Here is an 18,430-nt window from a genome sequence, read left to right as displayed (position 1 = left end):
TGTCAAAGCCCTATTTAAGGCGCCACTCCCACACATTCCACCACACACCGAGAGGACCTGAACTGGGCTTGATTCCGGCGACGCGGGGGCTGAACGCGACCGCTCCTGTGGTCTGGTAAAGCGGCAGGCCGTAGGCGCTCTCCCACACCCGTTTGTCGATGTCAGCCATCAGTTCGTCCTGTTTTGCCAGGTCCGGCGTGCCGGCCAGCTGCTCCATGGCATTGTCAGCCTCGGCGTCGGAAAACGCGTTGAAGTTGCTGCCGCCGCCGGTTTTGAAGATCTGCGGGACGCGGCTGACGCCGACGCTGGGGCCGACCCAGCCGAGGATGGCAGCATCGTAGGACCCGGCGCTGAGCGCCGCCGCCCAGTCCGCATTGCCAAGACCCGCGTCTTCTACGGTGAAGCCCGCAAGGCGCGCCGAGTCCCGGATAAGCGAAAAGGCCCGCGCACGGTTCGGATTGTCCCTGTTGTACAGGACCCGGATGGTAGGGGCAGCACCGCGCAGCTGAGACCGGGCCCCCTGGATATCCACTTCTGCATATTTCGCGGAACCGTTGTCTTTCACCGTCTCCGCGTACTTGGGATGCGACGGCAGGAAGACGTGCGAGTCCAACGGTTTCACGTCCGTTGCCGGTTCCCCCACCGCGTCTTCTGCGATCTCCTGCCGTGGAACTGTCTTAAGGAAGGCTTCGCGAACGGCCTTGTCAGCGAACGGGCCGGAGAACTTCAGATCGAGATGGTCGTATCCTGACTGGCTGTACTGCTCCACAGTATTGCCCTGGGTGGCCAGTTGCTCGAAGAGGCCCTCGGCAGCGGCGGACGGCTGCGGGGCAATGATGTCCGCCCGGCCTGCGCTTAGCGCTGCGGCTGCTGCCGGGACGTCCCCGGTGAACTGGACAGTGACCTCGTCAAGGTATGGCTCGGCTCCCCAGACGTAGTCCCTGTTCCGGACCATCCTGATCGAGGTGTCCGGCACGATGTCCCTGACAATGTACGGGCCGCTGGAGAGATACATGGCCGGGTCCTGAGGCAGGGTCTTCGTGTCGAAGCCGGAGTTCCAGAAATCGCTGACGCGCTTCAGCGGGGCGTTGACTGCAGGTTCGTCGGCGTCGCCGCGCGGCGAATCCTGAATCAGCTCAATGAGGTCATCTTCGTCGTTGAGGCCGCTTTTGGTGGCCACCACGTGGGCCGGGAGTCCGACGTCGAACGCCACTTCCCAGTCCGCGTACGGGGCGGCGTACTCGAGGGTGATGGAACGGCCGTCACTTCCGGTCTCCGGGAGGCCGGTCGCGGCGAGGCCGGACGTGTCAGAAGCGGCGGAGAAATACTTTGTGCCGGTGCCCGCCCGGGCGTCGGCGTCGTCGAAGTAGCCTGAACCGGCAGCCCAGGCGAGGAGGAGGTCCCCTGTGTCGATTGCTTCGCCGTCAGACCATTTCACACCCTCGTTAACGGTGTATTTAACCTTCAGCGGCCTGTCGGAAACCTTTTCGATACGGCCGAACTTCTCATTGCGGATCACCTGTTCGGTGTTGTCCACGTAGTAGAACCCCGAATGGGTGATGTGGCCGATCTTTGTGTTGATGTCCGTGTTGCCGGCGGCACTGAACGGGTTGAAGGAGGTGAAGGCGTTCACCTCGGCCACCGTTGCGCTCCCACCGCGCTTGGTTTCCCCGACTGCAACCGGCGCCGCTCCGCCGCCGCCGGAGCATCCTGAGATGACCAGGGCCGCCGCAGCCGCCCCGGTGATGAGCTGAATCAGTCGCCTCAGCGGCATGCCGTCTCCTTTGCCATTTCCGGAACCAGACCGGCGGAACCTACCCCAAATACGCGCACGACGTTGAATCTCCTTGTTTTCCTTGAATTCTAGTGGTTCCGGGATGCTTCCAAGGAGCAGGCTCCGGCCCCGCATATCATGAGGATCATCCGTTCGCCGATCCCTGAGGGAAGCCAATGCCCCACTCTTCACAGCCGTTACGCAAGCTTGGATTCCTCACCATTGGCCTGTTTGATCCGGCGGATCCGGCCGCGGGGCACGAGTCGACGCTGCAGGTCATCGAACTGGGCGAGCGGCTCGGATTCGACAGCGCCTGGCTGCGCCACCGCCACCTGCAGTTCGGAATCTCCTCCCCCGTTGCGGTTATGGCCGCAGCCAGCCAGCGCACGTCCCGGATAGAGCTTGGAACAGCCGTGACCCCGATGGGCTGGGAAAACCCATTGCGGCTCGCGGAGGATCTGGCCACTGTGGATCTGCTTGCCGGCGGACGCATCAATCCGGGGCTGAGCGTGGGCGAACCTATGCACTATGACGCGGTCAAGCACGAGTTGTACCCGGACTCCGCAGAGCTGGAGGACTTCAGCTACGCACGGGTGGATCGGCTGGCCCGTTTAATTGCCGGGGAACGGGTCCGGGAGTTTTCCGGAAAGCAAGGTGTCGTCGAAGAATTCTCCAACCGCGTCGAGCCGCATTCCCCCGGCCTGCGCGATCGGCTCTGGTACGGGGCAGCGAGCTATAAATCGGCTATTTGGGCAGGGGCGAACGGATTCAATCTGCTCTCCAGCAGTGTGATCTTTCCGGAAGCCAATCAGGAACCGGCGTTTGCCGCCATCCAGCAGTCCCAGATCCGCGCCTACCGTGCAGCTGCGGCCGCCTCAGCACAAGGGAACGGAGGAGCCCGGGTCTCTCAGGGCCTGGTGGTGATCCCCACTGATTCGGCGTCAGCGACACAGCGGGAAAAGTACCAGCGATACGTCGATGAGCGCACGCCCCGCACCCGCGCGCCGCAGGGGCCCAAAAGGATGCTCTTCGCCCCTGATCTCATCGGCACCAGCGAGCAGATCGCAGAACTGCTCTACGCACACGCAGGGTTCCAGGAGGTCGACGAAGTAGCGTTCGCGCTGCCCTTCAGCTTCGACCACGATGACTACGTCCAGATCCTCAGCGACATCGCCACCACATTGGGCCCTGCCCTGGGGTGGACCCCGGCGGGTTGAAAACCGCGCCCCGGCCGAGCCGAGACGCGATTTTAGAAGACGGGACTTGACGTTGAAGCGGAGCTCCACCACGTTCCGCCACGGAACAACCTCTGCAGTTACTCCGTGACCAGTTCCTCACTGCCGGGCTCAGATCCGCCAGCCGCTTCGAGTCGGTTCCGACGCAGGGCAAGGTGGCTTCGACTCCCCTGCCGTCCGCAATGAACCCACTTCGGGATCCATTAGCTTCGTTAGCGCTCAATGACAGGACCTTGGCCGAGCCTAGAAGGCCGTGCTGGGTAGATCCTTCTCGCCATCGACGATCGCGGTGATAATCCGCGCTGCAACCACGTCCGGATCCAGCCCCGCTCCGAATCGCGGCGCTGACCCGGCGATCGGATGCTCGGAGAGCGCGGTACCAGTGTGACCTGGGCGGGCGTCCAGGATTCGGATGCCCGCGCGGCGATACTCCCGCGCCGCTGCGACGACGAAGGACGCAAGCCCAGCCTTCGACGCCGAGTAGGCCGCCAGACCAGCCACGGGTGCCTCGGCAACAACGCCGCTCAGTGTGACCACAAAAGGCTCCCGACCCTCACGTGCCGAGGCCGCGAGGTAGGGCTGGCTCTGGGTAATGAGCTGGATCGGACTGATCGTGTTCACAGCGAAGAGTTCGTCCACCGTGGCGGGTTCGAGATCAGATGCGGCGCCGAAGGCGACGACCCCGGACGCCACGACCAGCCCGTCGAGGCGTCCGTGCTGCGCATTTGTGGCTTCCAGGACTTCCCGGATCACGGAGGGTTCGCGCAGATCGTACCCAGCAGACTTTGACGAACGGGCGACGATAGCGCCGGCGCTCTCCAGTTGAGCGGCGATGCGCGAACCGAGTCCGCCAGTGGCGCCGACCACCAGAACAACCGCACCCTGAAGAGTCATCATGGGTAGATCCTAGGTCACGCGCTGCAGGCAACCCCGCGCGGCTCGGTTTCCAGAGGCTGGACGGATGCGGTACTCCTCTGCCCGGAGTTCTCCGCATCGAAAACCTCAAGCCGTCCGTAACCTGTCCTTGCGCACTTCTTGCCCTGCGCCAAAGAGATCAACAGGTCAGAAGCTATACATTAAATCTAAACTCCACCACATCGCCGTCGGCCATCACATATTCCTTGCCTTCAATCCGGACCTTGCCCCGGGACTTGGCTTCAGCCATGGAGCCGGCCTCGATGAGGTCATTGAAGGAAACCACTTCGGCCTTGATGAAACCGCGCTGGAAGTCGGAGTGGATCACGCCGGCGGCCTGCGGTGCGGTGTCGCCCTGGTGGATGGTCCAGGCACGGGTTTCCTTGGGACCTGCCGTGAGGTAGGTCTGCAGGCCCAGCGTGTGGAAGCCCACGCGGGCCAGCTGGTCGAGGCCGGACTCATCCTGGCCGTTCATTTCCAGCATCTCGCGGGCCTCTTCCTCATCCAGCTCCACGAGGTCGGACTCAAGCTTTGCGTCGAGGAAGATAGCGTCCGCCGGGGCGACCAGTGCCCGCAGTTCGTCCTGCTTCTCCGGGCTGCCCAGGATGCCTTCGTCAGCGTTGAAGACGTAGATGAACGGCTTGGCGGTCAGGAGGCTGAGCTCCTTGAGGTGCTCCATCTCCAGCTTGTCGCTCTTGATCGAGGAGAAAATGGTGTCGCCGCGTTCCAGGACCGCCTGGGCTGCCTTGATGGCTGCCAGCTCGGCGGCTTCCCGTTTCTTGATCTTGACTTCTTTTTCGATCCGGGGAATGGCGTTTTCGATGGTCTGGAGGTCAGCCAGGATCAGCTCGGTGTTGATGGTCTCCATGTCCGAGCGGGGATCCACCTTGCCGTCCACGTGGATGACATCGGGGTCATCGAACACGCGGACCACCTGGGCTATGGCCTCGGCCTCGCGGATGTTGGCGAGGAACTTGTTGCCCAGGCCCTCGCCTTCGGACGCGCCCTTCACGATGCCGGCGATGTCCACGAAGGACACCGGTGCGGGCAACAGGCGCTGGGAGCCGAAGATCTCCGCGAGCTTCTGGAGCCGGGGATCCGGCAGGTTCACGACGCCGACATTGGGTTCGATGGTAGCGAACGGATAGTTCGCCGCCAGGACCTGGTTGCGGGTCAGTGCGTTGAAGAGAGTTGATTTGCCGACGTTGGGCAGTCCGACGATGCCAATAGTAAGAGCCACGGACATTGATTCTACCGGTTATGCGGCATCCGGGCCCCAACAGGTCCGCCAGCAGTGTGCGGATGCCCAAGCGGAGGCTGCGGCGGGCGCCGGAACACCCGGCGGATATGTCGCTTCCGTAAAATGTCAGAGGGCCATGCCACAGTGAGGCTATGGATGCTTTTGCCCTGATTCTTGCCCTGTTCATGCTGCTGCTTGGCGCCCTCGCCGGTGCCGCCGCCACCTACCTGATCCTTCGCAGGCGCAGCAATGCGTTGGAAGAGGATTTCGACGCCGTCTCTGCCCGCCTTTCGGAGGTGAACGCACAGTTCGCAGCGGCCGACGCCGAGCGCCGGCTTCTCAGCGCGCAGAACCGGGAGCTGGGTGAGTCACGCAGCCAGGACGGCAGCGTGCTGCGTGCCCTCGCTCCGGTTGCGGAGAAGCTGACTGCGGTACAGCAGCAGGTGGCGCTGCTGGAGCGCGACCGCCTCGAGCAGTACGGCCAGCTGGCACAGCAGCTGCAGGAGGCCCGGCAGTCCGATGCCCAGCTGATCCGGTCAACCCATGCCCTTGAATCCGCTCTGCGGTCCAACAGCGCCCGCGGCCAGTGGGGCGAGGTACAGCTGCGCCGCGTGGTCGAAGCGTCCGGAATGCTGAAGCACGTCGATTTCCTGGAGCAGGTCCACAGTGCCGGCGGCGACTCAACCATCCGGCCCGACCTCGTGGTCCAGCTGCCGGGCGGGAAGCAGCTGGTGGTTGACGCGAAGGTTCCCCTGTCCTCCTATCTCGAAGCCCAGGAACTCGGCTCAGCCTCAGGCCCGGACCACGCCAGCCTCAACGGTCAGGGTGCTGCCAGGAGCAACGTTTCCCGGCAGGCGCTGCTCGCAGCCCACTCGAAGGCCCTGCGTGCCCACGTGGACGCGCTCAGCAACAAGAAGTACTGGGACATTCCCGGCAACTCCCCCGAGCTGGTGATCTGCTTCCTGCCCGCGGAATCCATCCTGGCTGCGGCGCTGATGGCAGATGCGACGCTCCTGGACCATGCGCTTTCACGGAACGTGGTGCTGGCCTCGCCAAGCACGCTGTTGGCTGTGCTGAAATCGGTCGCTTTCACGTGGCGCCAGGATGTGCTGACGGACAGCGCACGCGAACTGTTTGACCTCGCCCGCCAGCTGTACGAACGCATGGGGACCCTGGGCGAGAACGTGGGGAAGCTGGGTTCGTCGCTGAAGTCCTCGGTGGACCGCTATAACTCCATGGTGGGCACGCTCGAGGCACGGATCCTGCCCACTGCCCGCAAGCTCAACGCCATGGAGGAGTCAGGACTGCTGACCCCCGCAGCGCTCGAGGTGACGCCGCGTTCGCTGGCTGCCCCCGAACTGCAGCAGGACAACGAGGCCGCCTGACGGGGGGCGGCCTGTCAGTCGCGGGACCGGCGCCCGCCGAGGGCGCGGCTGACATCGCCGGCCTCCTTCAGCGTTGCCCGGAGTTCCTTGGGCAACGAGAACAGGAGGTCCTCTTCGGCGGTCACAACTTCTTCCACCGAACCATAGCCGTAATCGGCCAGCAGGCGCAGGACGTCGGTGACCAGGACTTCGGGAACGGAGGCTCCGGATGTGACACCCACAGTGGCGACGCCCTCAAACCAGGCCTCGTCCACTTCGTTGGCGAAGTCCACGCGGTAGGACGCCTTGGCACCGTACTCCAAGGCAACTTCGACAAGCCGGACCGAGTTCGAGGAATTGGCTGAGCCCACAACAATGACCAGGTCGGCCTGCGGCGAGATCTTCTTGATGGCCACCTGGCGGTTGGTGGTGGCATAGCAGATGTCGTCGCTGGGCGGATCCTGGAGCGTCGGGAAACGCTCCTTCAGCAGCCGGACGGTTTCCATGGTCTCGTCCACGCTCAGCGTTGTCTGGGACAGCCAGATGACCTTTTCCGGATCCCTGACGGTCACCTTGTCCACTTCGTGGGGGCCGTTGATGATCTGGATGTGTTCCGGCGCCTCGCCGGCGGTTCCTTCAACTTCCTCGTGACCGTCGTGTCCGATCAGCAGGATGTCGAAGTCGTCCTTGGCGAACCTGACCGCTTCCTTGTGGACCTTGGTCACCAGGGGGCAGGTGGCATCGATGGTGCGCAGGCCACGATCCTCGGCGGACTGGACAACTGCGGGCGATACACCGTGGGCGGAGAAGATGACCAGGGCGCCTTCCGGTACCTCATCCGTCTCGTCCACAAAGATGGCGCCCTGCGCCTCGAGCGAGCTGACCACGTGGACGTTATGCACGATCTGCTTGCGGACATAGACGGGCGGGCCATAGTGTTCCAATGCCTTTTCCACGGCGATCACAGCTCTGTCCACGCCTGCGCAGTAGCCGCGCGGAGCAGCGAGGAGGACCCGCTTGGGGCCGGACACCGGGGATGCTGCGAGTACTTCCTCAGGTGAGCGCCGCCTTCGCGGGACAGTTGGCATCGAAAGGGAAACTGCAGAGGAAGTCATGCCTCCATGCTACCGGTTTGGGTGTCGCTGTCCCGGCGAGGCGACCCTGGTCACAAAGCCCGCCACCAGGAGCAACCCGCCAACAACGAGGGTGCCCGTGATCCAGGATCCGAAGCTGGTGGAAGCCGCCGCCACGAATGCTTCCTTGAACATGTCCGCAATCCCGTTTCCGCTTGCTGTTCCCAGCACGGCATCGCGCGCCATGCTGGAGCTTAGGGTCCAGACTGCGGCCAGCAGCAAGGCACCAAAGCCAACGCTGACCAGCACTGCCCACCGACGGCGCGCGGCCACGAGCGCCAGCGCAAAGGCGATGCCTGCCCCTACGGCGAGCGGGTACCCCAGCGGAGCGTACGCTGTCACTCGCTCGATCAGCTGGCGCTGGTCCGACTGCCCGACATTGATCAGCGTCTGCTCCGGCGGATCCAGCGGGAGTCCCGTTTGGCCTGAGAGCTCTTCCGTCGCCAAGGCCACGAGGGGTGCCACGTCCAGGGTCAGGGACGAGGACGTATCCGCTTCAGGAGGCAGCGACGCCGGATCGGCAAAACTAAGCCGGTGGCTCTTACGGAGCGTCTCCTCCCATGCCGCCGGGTACCCGGGCAGGCCTGTCAGCTTACCGGCGGCGGCCTCCAGCACCGGCCTCACCAGGCCGGCCAGGGCGTCGGGGATGCCACCGGTGTCGATGGTGCCCACCGTGGCCACCGCAAGCCGCTGCTGGAACCCGGCGTCCTGCCCCAGCGGTGCGGCAAGCGCCACGAAGCCGTCCTCCTGGACAATATTGCGGTCAGCCCAGATCGCCGGAATGGCCACGGCGGAAAGCAGGAGACCCAGGACGGCGGCCAGGGCAGAGACAAAGGTGCGCAAAAAAAGGTCCTCACTGGTTGGCGTCGGCAAAGCCATCATAGGGCTGGTTACCGGACAACGGATGTCAGCCCCGGGTGGTACAGGTTATGGATAAGGTTGAATGACCGCCGCCATTCACTTGAATGAAAGCCGCCATCCAGCCCTATCTGAACGTTTGCCTCTGCACCTTCCAAACAAAGGACCACCATGCTGCCAGCCACAGTTTTCGGGGGCAGCGCGCATGTCTGAACAGGCTGCCCTGCCAGGCACTGCTGCCACCACGCTGCCTGCCACCGCCGCTGAAACGACGCCCGACAATCCCTGGCCGTTGCAGCTGCTGTCCCAAAAGCTCAAGGTCCACATCGACCGCGCACCGGCGGCCTGGGTGGAGGGCCAGGTCATTGAGATGAACCGCCGTGGCGGCAACGCCTACCTGACGCTCCGGGACGTGGACGCCGAGGTTTCCCTGCCTGCATCCGTCTGGACGAAAGTCCTTGACCGCCAGAACATGCCGCTGGAGCGCGGTTCCCGCGTCGTTGCCCTGCTCAAGCCGGAGTTCTGGCTGAAGACCGGCCGCCTCAACATGCAGGTCAGGGACATCAGGCCCGTTGGCCTCGGCGACCTTCTGGCACGGATCGAACGGCTCCGGCAGGCTCTCGCCGCGGAAGGGCTTTTTGCCGACTCGCGGAAGAAGCCGTTGCCGCTCCTCCCCCATCGGATCGGTCTCATCACAGGACGGGACTCGGACGCCAAAAAGGACGTCCTTCAAAATGCTGCCCTCCGCTGGCCCGCCGTCGAGTTCGAGATCCGGGAGGTCGCCGTCCAAGGGAACACAGCCGTATCCCAGATCGTCCGCGCCCTCCGGGAGCTGGACGGCCGCCCGGACGTGGACGTCATCGTCATCGCCCGGGGCGGCGGCGCCCTGGAGGACCTGCTGCCGTTCAACAGCGAAGAACTGGTCAGGGCCGTGGCGGCTGCCGCCACGCCTGTCGTCAGTGCCATTGGGCACGAAGCAGACAGGCCACTGCTCGACGACGTTGCCGACCTCCGCGCGTCCACGCCCACCGATGCTGCCAAGAGGATTGTGCCTGACGTAGCCGAGGAACTGTCGAATGTCCGTCAGGCCCGGGAACACCTGCGCCGCTGCATCGGCAGGTTGGTGGACCGGGAGACGGACCGGCTGGCCTCACTCCATTCGCGGCCTGTCCTGGCCAGCCCGGAAGGTATGGTGACGGTACGGGCTGAGGAAATTGAGCGTCTCCTGAGGCGCTCCTCCGCGGCCGTCAGCTCAACGGTGGTGCGGGCTGCTGACCAGCTGGTCCACCTGCAGGCCCAGGTGCGCGCCCTGTCACCGCAAAAAACCCTGGACCGCGGCTACGCCGTGGTGGAACTCGCGGATGGCCGGCCGGCCCGGCCCACAGAACCTGCAGGCCATGCCGTGGTCCGCGAGCCTTCAGAGGCCCCTGCCGGAACCGCCCTGTCAGTCCAGGTGGCCCACGGCCGGTTCGGGGCAACATCCACCGGCGAACTCACACAAGGAGAAGCACATGCCCGAGTCGAAGCCTGACCCCGAAATCGAAGCCCTCAGCTATGAGGAAGCCCGCGAGCAGCTGGTCCAGGTAGTGGGCAAACTCGAGGCCGGCGGTGCCAGCCTCGAAGAATCCCTGGCGCTGTGGGAACGCGGGGAAGCGCTGGCCAAGCGGTGCGAGGAATGGCTGGAGGGTGCCCGGAAACGCCTCGCCGCAGCCCGCGACCAGCCGCTGTAACCTGCTCCCCGCCGGGCCCGCTTCCCTGCCGGGCCCGGAGTCCCGCTAGGCCTTGCGTCCTGCTAGACCTGCACCGCAGCCCGGATGACCGGTCAGGACCTCTGGACGAGCTCGCGCTCCACGCCGACGTCGAAGTCCGCTTTGGGCCACTGGAGGTGAAGGTCCTCAAAGGCGGCGAGCAGAAGCTGCTGGACTGCGATGCGAGCGAACCACTTCTTGTTGGCCGGGATCACGTGCCAAGGGGCCGCCTCGGTGTTCGTGTTATCGATGGCGGCCTGGTAGGCGGCCATGTAGTCGTCCCAAAACGCCCGTTCGGTCAGGTCACCGCGGCTGTACTTCCAGTGCTTGGCCGGGTCATCCAGGCGGGCGGTAAGCCGGGCTTTCTGTTCGTCCTTGCTGATGTTGAGCATCACTTTGACGATCTTGGTGCCGGAGTCCGTCAGCCGGGCCTCAAATTCGTTGATGGCCACGTACCGGCGCTTCAGCTCTTCCGGAGAAGCCCAGCCGTGGACACGGTGGATGAGGACGTCTTCGTAGTGGGACCGGTCAAAAACGCCAACCATGCCGGCGGCCGGAACTTCCTTCTCGATCCGCCAAAGGAAGTCGTAGGACTTTTCCTCCTCCGTGGGCGCCTTGAAAGCCTTGAACTGGACCCCCTGCGGATCCATGGCGGCCATAACGTGATTGACGATGCCGCCCTTGCCTGCAGTGTCCATCGCCTGCAGGATCAGCAGGATCCGCTTCGTACCGCCGAACCTGGACTCGGCGAACAGTTGCTCCTGAAACTGGGCCAGTTTGTCGTCCAGGTCCGCCAGGAGTGCCTGCCCGTCAACTTTGTTGCCCGCGAAGCCCGGGGTGTCATCCGGGTCAACATCTGCCAGGACAAAGCCACCCCCGGCCTTCAGCGTCAAGGACGGATGCTCTTTGAACTCAACCAGGCCGGCCATGGGATTCCTTTGTCCGCAGTGTCCGCGCCAACAGGCGCGTCACCACAGGCTAGTTCCCTTTGTACCTGCTCAGGAAGTCCCCCATGCGGTTGATGGCCTCCTCAAGGTCCTTTACCAAGGGCAGGGTGACCATCCGGAAATGGTCGGGGCGGACCCAGTTGAAGGCCCGGCCGTGGGAGACCAGGATTTTCTGCTCACGCAGCAGGTCCAGGACGAACTTCTCGTCGTCGCGGATGTGGAAGACCTCGGGATCGAGCTTCGGGAAGAGGTACATGGCGCCCCGCGCCTGCTGTGTGCTGACGCCGGGGATGGCGTTGAGCATGTCGTAGGCCTTGTTGCGCTGTTCCAGCAGCCGTCCGCCGGGCAGGATCAGGTCGTTGATGCTCTGGTAGCCGCCGAGCGCAGTCTGGATGGCGTGCTGGGCCGGGACGTTTGCGCACAGGCGCATATTGGCGAGCAGGCTGATGCCCTCCAGGTAGTCTGCAGCATCCTTTTTCGGCCCTGAGATGGCCATCCAGCCCGCACGGTAGCCGCAGACGCGGTATGCCTTCGAGAGTCCGCTGAACGTAAGGCAGAGGACGTCGTCGCCAGTGAGTCCGGCCAGGTTGATGTGTACGGCGTCCTCGTAGAGGATCTTCTCGTAGATCTCGTCCGCGAAGATCACCAGGCCGTGCTTTTCGGCGAGCGCCACGATCTTTTTCAGCGTCTCCGCCGGGTAAACAGCACCGGTGGGGTTGTTGGGGTTGATCACCACAATGCCCTTGGTGCGGGGTGTGATCTTTGCTTCCATGTCCTCGAGGTCCGGCTGCCAGCCTGACTCCTCATCGCAAAGGTAGTGGACGGGCTTGCCGCCTGCGAGGGCAACGGAGGCGGTCCACAGCGGGTAGTCCGGCGTCGGGATCAGCACTTCGTCTCCGACGTCGAGCAGCGCCATCAGGGACATGGTGATGAGTTCACTGACGCCGTTGCCCAGGTAGATATCGTCCACGTGGATGTTCTGGATCCCGCGGGTCTGGTAGTACTGCGAGACGGCCGTGCGGGCGGAGAATATTCCGCGCGAGTCGCTGTAACCCTGGGCGTGCGGCAGGTGGCGGATCATGTCCACCAGGATGGCGTCCGGGGCTTCGAATCCAAACGGTGCAGGGTTTCCGATGTTCAGTTTGAGGATCCGGTGACCCTCCGCCTCCATTTGCTGGGCGGCCTGAAGAATCGGTCCACGGATGTCATAAAGGACGTTGCGAAGCTTAGTGGACTGCTTGAATTCTGCCATCCATCAAATATGCCACAGGAAGGATGTACTTCCGTTGAGACCTCGGACACAGAACAGCAGCCACCGGACGACGGCGGCTGCCGGACTTTGTGGGTCCGGCAGCCGCCGTCGTAATCACTGAAAAGGCCCGACGCTATTTGACGATGCCCTTATCCTTCAGCCAGGTGGCAGCAGCGTCCTTGGGGTTTTGCTTCTGGCTGCCGCTGACCGCACGGTTGAGATTCACCAGGTCCTCGGTGGTCAGGATCTTCGATACTGCATTGAGGGCTTCCTTGGCCTTGTCGGTCATTTTTGCCGTGTTGTACAGCGGCAGGACCTGCTGGGCCTTGAAGTTGTTCTTTGGATCTTCCAGCACCACCAGGTCGTTGTCGGCGATGGACGGCGTGGTGGTGTAGATGTCCGCAACCTGGACATCATCGGTCAGCAGGGCCTGCAGGGTCAGGTTGCCGCCGCCGTCGCTGAACGGCTTCAGGGCCTTCAGTTCACAGCCATAGTTGGCTTTGAGCCCCGGGAAGCCATAAGCCCGCGTTTCGAACGTCGCCGGCGCCGCCATGGTCAGGTCCTTGCAGACCTTGGCAAGGTCCTCGATGGACTTCAGCTGGTATTTCTCCGCTGTGGCCTTGGTGACCACCATGGCGTCCTTGGACTCTGCCTTGGATGCCTCCAGGACGGCCAGTCCCGCAGGCAGCTTTTCCGGCAGCGCCTTGTAAATGTCCTCGGCCGAGACCTCGGCAGCCTCCGGATCAACGTGCGACAGCAGGTTGCCGGAGTAGTCCGGGACCAGGTCGACCGACCCGTCCTGGACAGCCTTGAAGTAGATTTCCCGGGCCCCGATATTGGGTTTGGTGGTGGCGGTGATGCCTGCGGCGCCCAGGGCACCGGCGTAGATTTCCGCCACGATCTGGCTTTCAGGGAAGTCAGCAGAGCCGACAATCAGCGAGCCGCCCCCGGTGCCGCCGCTTGTGGCGCTGGTGCTGGGGGTGGCCAGCGGATCGCCGCCGCCGCATGCTGTCAGTGCCACGGCAAGGCCGACGCCGGCGGCCAGGCCTGCCAGTCCCCGGCGGGTCAGCGTGGTCCGGATGTTGTCTTTCATGGAGTGCCTCCTTGAACAGCAGCTGGCGCGGGCGCGGCAGCTGGGAGATCAGCGGTGGCCGTCCGGCCACCGCGGGGATCGGTTTTGAGGCCCGGGGAAAGAACTGTTCTTTGCACCGCAGCCAGGATCAGGTCAATAACGATGGCCAGCCCGGCGATAAGCAAGGACCCGGCCAGCATGCGCGGGAAGTCCTGCAGGACCAGCCCGTCAAACAGGTAGCGGCCCAGCCCGCCCAGGGGCAGGTATGCCACCACGGATACTGTGGCGATAACTTGAAGCACGGCAGTCCGGAGACCGCCGAACATGACCTGCAGGCCGTTGGGCAGCTCGACGCGGAAAAGTATCTGCAGCTCCGTCATGCCCATGGCCCGGGCCGCGTCCACCACGGCCCTGTCGACGCTGGCGATACCTGCGTATGTTCCTGCGAGGAGCGGCGGCACTGTAAGGATCACCAGTGCCCAGACCGGCGGCCACAGGCTGGTCCCGGCAAGGAGGGCGAAAAGAACCAGCAGCCCCAGAGTCGGCAGTGCGCGGAGCGCGCCCGCCACAGCAACGGCTACCACGCGGCCGCGCCCGGTGTGCCCAATATAGAGGCCCACGGGAACCGCGATGGCTGCCGCTATCACCAGGACCAGCCCGCTGTACTGGAGGTGCTCCAGCAACCGGACCGGAATGCCGGAACTGCCGGTCCAGTGGCCGGGATCGGCAAGCCAGCCGAGGGTTTCCGTGAAAACGTTGCTCATGAGCCGGCCCCCGCGTGCACGTTGGCATCGGCAACATAACGTGCGCTGACGGGCACGGACGGGCCTGCCGCTTTCGCGGCGCGGGTCCACGGTGTCAGCAGCCGCTCAAGCAGGACCAGCACCGCATCCATCAGCAGCGCCAGCAGCAGGATGGCCACAATCCCCACCACCACTTCGGTCACGAAGTTCCGCTGCAGGCCGTCAGTAAACAGCATCCCCAGGTTGCCAACGCCCAGGAGCGCAGCAACGCTCACCAGGGAGATATTGCTGACGGAGACGACTCGGAGCCCGGCAAACATCACCGGGAGGGACAGCGGCAGGTCGATCTGGACAAAGCGGAGCCAGGGTTTGTAACCCATGGCGGTCGCGGCCTGCCGGAGGTCCTCTTCAACAGAGTCGAAGGCATCAAGGGCGGCGCGCACCAGCAGCGCCACCGCGTAGATGGTCAGCGCAACAATGACATTGAGGGGATCCAGGATCCGAGTGGCAAGGATGGAAGGCAGGATGATGAACAGCGCCAGCGACGGGATGGTGTACAGCAACGAACTGGCCGTGACCACCACTGACCGCAGCACCGGATGGACCCGTGCAAACTGGGCCAGCGGAATGGAGATCAGCAGCCCCAGGACCATGGGCACCAGTGCAAGCACAATATGCTGCCCGGCCCGTTCCAGGACCATGCCGCTGTTTGCCAGGAACCACTCCATCAGAGCGCAGCCTGCCTGACCTGGCGGGCCGCTTCAACGACGGCCAGGACTTCCTGTGCGCGGATGGCGCCCAGGACCCGGCCTTCCCCATCCACTGCTACGCCTTGGCCGGAAGGAGACGACAACGCTGAATCAAGGGCCCGCCGCAGGGAGTCACCGGGGTGGAAAAGAGATCCACCGGGGATCAGGTCGGTGTCGGTTCCGGGCCGTGCCCAGCCCAGCGGCCGCATGTCCGCATCCACCACAAGCTGCCAGTCCGACACAGCGTCGGGATCGCCGTCGAACTGCCCGGCACGGGACACAAGTGTCGGCACCGGGTGGATTGCTACGGCGTCGGACGCGGTAAACCCGAGGTGACGGAAGCCGCGGTCCCGCCCGACGAAGGAGGCCACGAAGTCATTGGCCGGTGCGCGCAGGATTTCCTCGGGTGTGGCGTACTGGGCCAGCTTGCCGCCGACGGCGAACACCGCCACCTTGTCGCCCAGAATGGTTGCTTCGTCGATATCGTGTGTCACGAAGACGATGGTCTTGGCGAGGTCCTGCTGCAGCCGCAAGAGTTCCTGCTGCAGCTCGTCGCGCACCACCGGATCCACGGCGCTGAAGGGTTCGTCCATCAGCAGGATGGGAGGGTCAGCTGCGAGCGCCCGTGCCACGCCGACGCGCTGCTGCTGGCCGCCGGAGAGCTGGGACGGGTACCGCTTGCCGAGCGCTGAAGCCAGCCCGACGACGTCGAGAAGTTCCGTTGCACGCTTGCGGGCCTCCGCCTTGGAGACACCGTTGAGCCGGGGCACCGTGGCGATGTTGTCCAGCACGGAGCGGTGCGGCATCAGTCCCGAGGACTGCATGACGTAGCCCATGGACCGGCGAAGCTCGGCGGCAGGAACGGTGGTGACGTCCCGTCCGTCCACGGTAATGACCCCGGACGTCGGCTCGACCATACGGTTGATCATCCGGAGCGACGTGGTTTTGCCGCAGCCCGAGGGCCCCACAAAAACGGTGATCGACCCTTTGTCGATTGACATGGTGAGCTGGTCCACGGCAGGATGCCCGCCCTGATACTGCTTGGTAACGCTCTGGAACTCAATCATGGCTGGGGTCCATTCCCGGACGTACCTGTTCTGTTGGACGGCATCGGACGGTGCAGATGGGGGGGGTCGTAAGCTCGCTGATAATTACCGTAGCGCAATCAGTTCCCAGCGTAACCAGAATCGGCCGCCATTCCGGGCAAGCGAATCCCTACTGTAACCATTCGTGGCCGGGCCCTCCCGGGATGGGTCCCGGCGCCGACCTGCATGGGCTGGCGCGGCTCCGGCGCTGACACCTCACCCGAACCGGTCCTAGAGTGGGAGGGTGACGAACTTGGAAGTGGCACCAGCAGAGGAACTATGTCCGCCCGCCGCAGCTGACGGGACGTCAGGCCCTTGTCTTCAACTGTGGCCCGAGCGTGAAGTTCCGCTGGGCGGTGTACGGGCCATGAATGTCCAGCGCACCCTCCCGCAGCGCGGCCTGCCCACTATAGGTGCGTGGTGCTTCCTGGACAGTTTCGGCCCGGACCGCACCGCCATGTCAGTACTCCCCCACCCGCACACCGGACTGCAGACGGTCACCTGGCCGCTCGCGGGGACCATCCGGCACCGGGACAGCGTGGGCAGCGACGTGGTGGTCCGGCCCGGGGAACTGAACATCATGACCGCCGGGCGCGGCGTTTCGCACTCCGAGTTTGCGGTCCTGCCGGATCCCGACGACGGCGGGCTGCTGCCGCTGCAGAGGGGACTTCAGCTCTGGGTTGCGCTGCCTGACGGTGAACGCCACCGGGAGCCCGCGTTCGAGCAGCACCGGGATCTGCCGACGGCAACAGGGCCGGGCTTCACTGCCACCGTGATGGTGGGCGAATTCGCGGGTGCCGTATCACCGGCCACCATGTATTCCCCTATCGTGGGGGCCGAGGTTTCCTGCGAGGGCCGGGTGGACCTGCCCCTGGACGCGGACTTCGAACATGCCGTCCTGGTGCTCGACGGCGGGCTGACGCTGGACGGGCAGGACGTTCCGCCAGGTCCGCTGGGCTACCTGGGCGCGGGACGGTCGGCGCTCGTCCTGGACGCCCTGCCGGGCACACGGTTCCTCCTCATCGGCGGCGAGCCGTTCCAGGAGGAACTGCTGATGTGGTGGAACTTCGTGGGCCGCACCCATGATGAGGTGGAGCAGGCCCGCGAGGATTGGGAAGCGCAGGCGGCGCTGGCCGACGATGAGGCCCGGGGGGCCCGCTACGGGCTGGTCGAAGGACACGGACCTGATGCAGGCGCCGAAGCGGGCCGTATCCCGGCTCCCCCGATGCCGGCAGTCAGGCTCGCCCCGAGGCGGCGGTCACCCGGTCCCTGACAGGACCGCAGAACCGGACAGGCACCTTAGGAACCGGACAGGCCCTTCACGAACCGGGCGGATCCATCACTCGCCGGACGGATCCTTGACCAGTTGCAGGACGCCGAACACCGGATCCCTGTCGAGGACGCTGACGTCGGTGATGCCGGCAGCCGCGAGGTACTTCCGGAAGGCATCCTGCAGCGGGACCACATTCATGCCCAGCCCGCTGCCCAGGATGACCGGGCCCTCGATTCCCAGTTTCCGGAGTGCCTGCGCGGCGAGATCCGCGAGATCCTTGCCGGCCTGGTCGAGCAGCACCTGGCTGGCTTCGTGCCCTGCAGCGGCTGCATCCACCACCAGGCGGGCCTGCTGGGCCCAGAACCGGCGGCCGGTCTCCGGGGAGTGGAAGAGTGCGATCAGCCTGTTGGGGTGGTCAACTCCGCAGGCTGCAAGCAGAACGGCCGTGAGCTGATCGACCGGGAGCCCCTGGTTCATACGGCGCAGGCTGTGCCTGACCGCCTCACGGCCCAGCCAGTATCCGCTCCCCTCATCACCGAGCAGGTAGCCCCAGCCTCCGGCCCGGGCCTCCTCCCCTGCACCATTCCGGCCCCAGGCCGCAGAACCCGTCCCGGCAATCACGGCAACACCGGTGCTGGCGCCGCCGGCCGCGAGCAGCAGCCTCGAATCATGGACCACCGTGACTTTTGCGCCCGGCACATGAGGCTCGATCAGCGCAGCGAGGGCGGCAGCGTCGTCGTCGGTATCGATGCCCCCCGCTCCCGCATACACCTGCGACACGCTGCCGCCGCCGATCCGGGCGAACAGGTCGGCGAGGTTCAACGCCGCCTGCTCGGGGGTGACGTTCTGGACGTTGGCGCTGCCGGCTGACTGGTCCGCCACGGCCACGCCATCCTCGAACCGGACGCCGCGCGTCTTGGTGCCGCCGATGTCCAGGCCGATGATGATGCCCGCCACGGAGGGGGAAACTGGTTTGGCCCCGCCGCCGTCGTCGGGCTGGATTCCGGAAGATGAGGCCTGGGAGTGCTCGGTATCAGTCACG

17 protein-coding genes are annotated in these 18,430 nt (G+C 64.8%); 5 read left to right on the top strand and 12 right to left on the bottom strand.

Annotation, left to right across the window (positions count from 1 at the left end; all coding sequences use genetic code 11):
• Positions 1–10 precede the first annotated feature (10 nt).
• Complete coding sequence (locus tag GUV69_RS21560) at positions 11–1,774, bottom strand: ABC transporter family substrate-binding protein (protein ID WP_164198740.1); 1,764 nt, start codon at positions 1,772–1,774, stop codon at positions 11–13.
• A 176-nt stretch (positions 1,775–1,950) separates the two neighbouring features.
• Here GUV69_RS21560 and GUV69_RS21555 point away from each other — a divergent pair, with 176 nt between their 5' ends.
• Entirely contained in the window at positions 1,951–2,991 is a 1,041-nt protein-coding gene (locus GUV69_RS21555) for an LLM class flavin-dependent oxidoreductase (protein WP_164198739.1), read from the top strand.
• A 261-nt stretch (positions 2,992–3,252) separates the two neighbouring features.
• Here the strand turns inward: GUV69_RS21555 and GUV69_RS21550 are convergent, their stop codons facing one another.
• Together GUV69_RS21550 and ychF are read right to left on the bottom strand one after the other, a co-directional pair.
• Positions 3,253–3,906, bottom strand: coding sequence for an SDR family NAD(P)-dependent oxidoreductase (locus GUV69_RS21550; RefSeq protein WP_164198738.1), 654 nt, complete (start codon positions 3,904–3,906; stop codon positions 3,253–3,255).
• Between the two features lie 172 nt (positions 3,907–4,078).
• Positions 4,079–5,164, bottom strand: coding sequence for a redox-regulated ATPase YchF (ychF, locus tag GUV69_RS21545; protein WP_164198737.1), 1,086 nt, complete (start codon positions 5,162–5,164; stop codon positions 4,079–4,081).
• A gap of 152 nt (positions 5,165–5,316) precedes the next feature.
• Here ychF and GUV69_RS21540 point away from each other — a divergent pair, with 152 nt between their 5' ends.
• Entirely contained in the window at positions 5,317–6,549 is a 1,233-nt protein-coding gene (locus GUV69_RS21540; protein WP_164198736.1) for a DNA recombination protein RmuC, read from the top strand.
• Between the two features lie 14 nt (positions 6,550–6,563).
• Here GUV69_RS21540 and GUV69_RS21535 read toward each other — a convergent pair whose 3' ends face one another.
• Entirely contained in the window at positions 6,564–7,643 is a 1,080-nt protein-coding gene (locus GUV69_RS21535) for a 4-hydroxy-3-methylbut-2-enyl diphosphate reductase (RefSeq protein WP_164198735.1), read from the bottom strand.
• A gap of 9 nt (positions 7,644–7,652) precedes the next feature.
• Positions 7,653–8,504: a hypothetical protein gene (locus tag GUV69_RS21530; RefSeq protein ID WP_164198734.1), complete on the bottom strand. Its 852-nt coding sequence runs from the start codon at positions 8,502–8,504 to the stop codon at positions 7,653–7,655.
• A 220-nt stretch (positions 8,505–8,724) separates the two neighbouring features.
• Between GUV69_RS21530 and xseA the strand changes: the two genes are divergently transcribed.
• Both xseA and GUV69_RS21520 read left to right on the top strand, forming a co-directional pair.
• Positions 8,725–10,050 (top strand): exodeoxyribonuclease VII large subunit, encoded by a 1,326-nt coding sequence (xseA, locus tag GUV69_RS21525; RefSeq protein ID WP_164198733.1) that lies wholly within the window; start codon positions 8,725–8,727, stop codon positions 10,048–10,050.
• Positions 10,031–10,249 carry an exodeoxyribonuclease VII small subunit gene (locus GUV69_RS21520; RefSeq protein ID WP_164198732.1) on the top strand — a complete coding sequence of 73 codons (219 nt, stop codon included), beginning with the start codon at positions 10,031–10,033 and terminating at the stop codon, positions 10,247–10,249. Before xseA ends, GUV69_RS21520 begins: the two co-directional genes overlap by 20 nt.
• A 92-nt stretch (positions 10,250–10,341) precedes the next feature.
• On the opposite strand, the gene GUV69_RS21515 is transcribed toward GUV69_RS21520, so the two are convergent.
• The 6 genes from GUV69_RS21515 to GUV69_RS21490 form a co-directional block, all read right to left on the bottom strand.
• Complete coding sequence (locus GUV69_RS21515; protein ID WP_164198731.1) at positions 10,342–11,196, bottom strand: polyphosphate kinase 2 family protein; 855 nt, start codon at positions 11,194–11,196, stop codon at positions 10,342–10,344.
• A 49-nt stretch (positions 11,197–11,245) separates the two neighbouring features.
• Positions 11,246–12,466, bottom strand: coding sequence for a pyridoxal phosphate-dependent aminotransferase (locus GUV69_RS21510; protein ID WP_164198730.1), 1,221 nt, complete (start codon positions 12,464–12,466; stop codon positions 11,246–11,248).
• Positions 12,467–12,599: 133 nt separating this feature from the next.
• Positions 12,600–13,559 carry an ABC transporter substrate-binding protein gene (locus tag GUV69_RS21505; RefSeq protein ID WP_164198729.1) on the bottom strand — a complete coding sequence of 320 codons (960 nt, stop codon included), beginning with the start codon at positions 13,557–13,559 and terminating at the stop codon, positions 12,600–12,602.
• On the bottom strand, positions 13,556–14,302 hold the full coding sequence (locus tag GUV69_RS21500) for an ABC transporter permease (RefSeq protein WP_164198728.1): 747 nt from the start codon (positions 14,300–14,302) through the stop codon (positions 13,556–13,558). The genes GUV69_RS21505 and GUV69_RS21500 overlap by 4 nt, the downstream gene beginning before the upstream one ends.
• Entirely contained in the window at positions 14,299–15,009 is a 711-nt protein-coding gene (locus GUV69_RS21495) for an ABC transporter permease (protein WP_164198727.1), read from the bottom strand. Before GUV69_RS21495 ends, GUV69_RS21500 begins: the two co-directional genes overlap by 4 nt.
• A complete protein-coding gene (locus GUV69_RS21490) occupies positions 15,009–16,097 on the bottom strand; it encodes an ABC transporter ATP-binding protein (RefSeq protein WP_164198726.1) in 1,089 nt (362 codons plus the stop codon). Before GUV69_RS21490 ends, GUV69_RS21495 begins: the two co-directional genes overlap by 1 nt.
• Before the next feature lie 262 nt (positions 16,098–16,359).
• Between GUV69_RS21490 and GUV69_RS21485 the strand changes: the two genes are divergently transcribed.
• Positions 16,360–17,388: a pirin family protein gene (locus GUV69_RS21485; protein WP_164198725.1), complete on the top strand. Its 1,029-nt coding sequence runs from the start codon at positions 16,360–16,362 to the stop codon at positions 17,386–17,388.
• Positions 17,389–17,454: 66 nt separating this feature from the next.
• Here the strand turns inward: GUV69_RS21485 and GUV69_RS21480 are convergent, their stop codons facing one another.
• On the bottom strand, positions 17,455–18,429 hold the full coding sequence (locus tag GUV69_RS21480) for an N-acetylglucosamine kinase (protein WP_208786560.1): 975 nt from the start codon (positions 18,427–18,429) through the stop codon (positions 17,455–17,457).
• Position 18,430: the final 1 nt, after the last annotated feature.

It is taken from the genome of [Micrococcus luteus] ATCC 49442 (assembly GCF_010367585.1).
GTDB lineage: Bacteria > Actinomycetota > Actinomycetes > Actinomycetales > Micrococcaceae > Arthrobacter > Arthrobacter luteus_A.
Note: the sequence above shows the minus strand (reverse complement) of the source record. Positions and strands in the feature narration are given on the sequence as shown.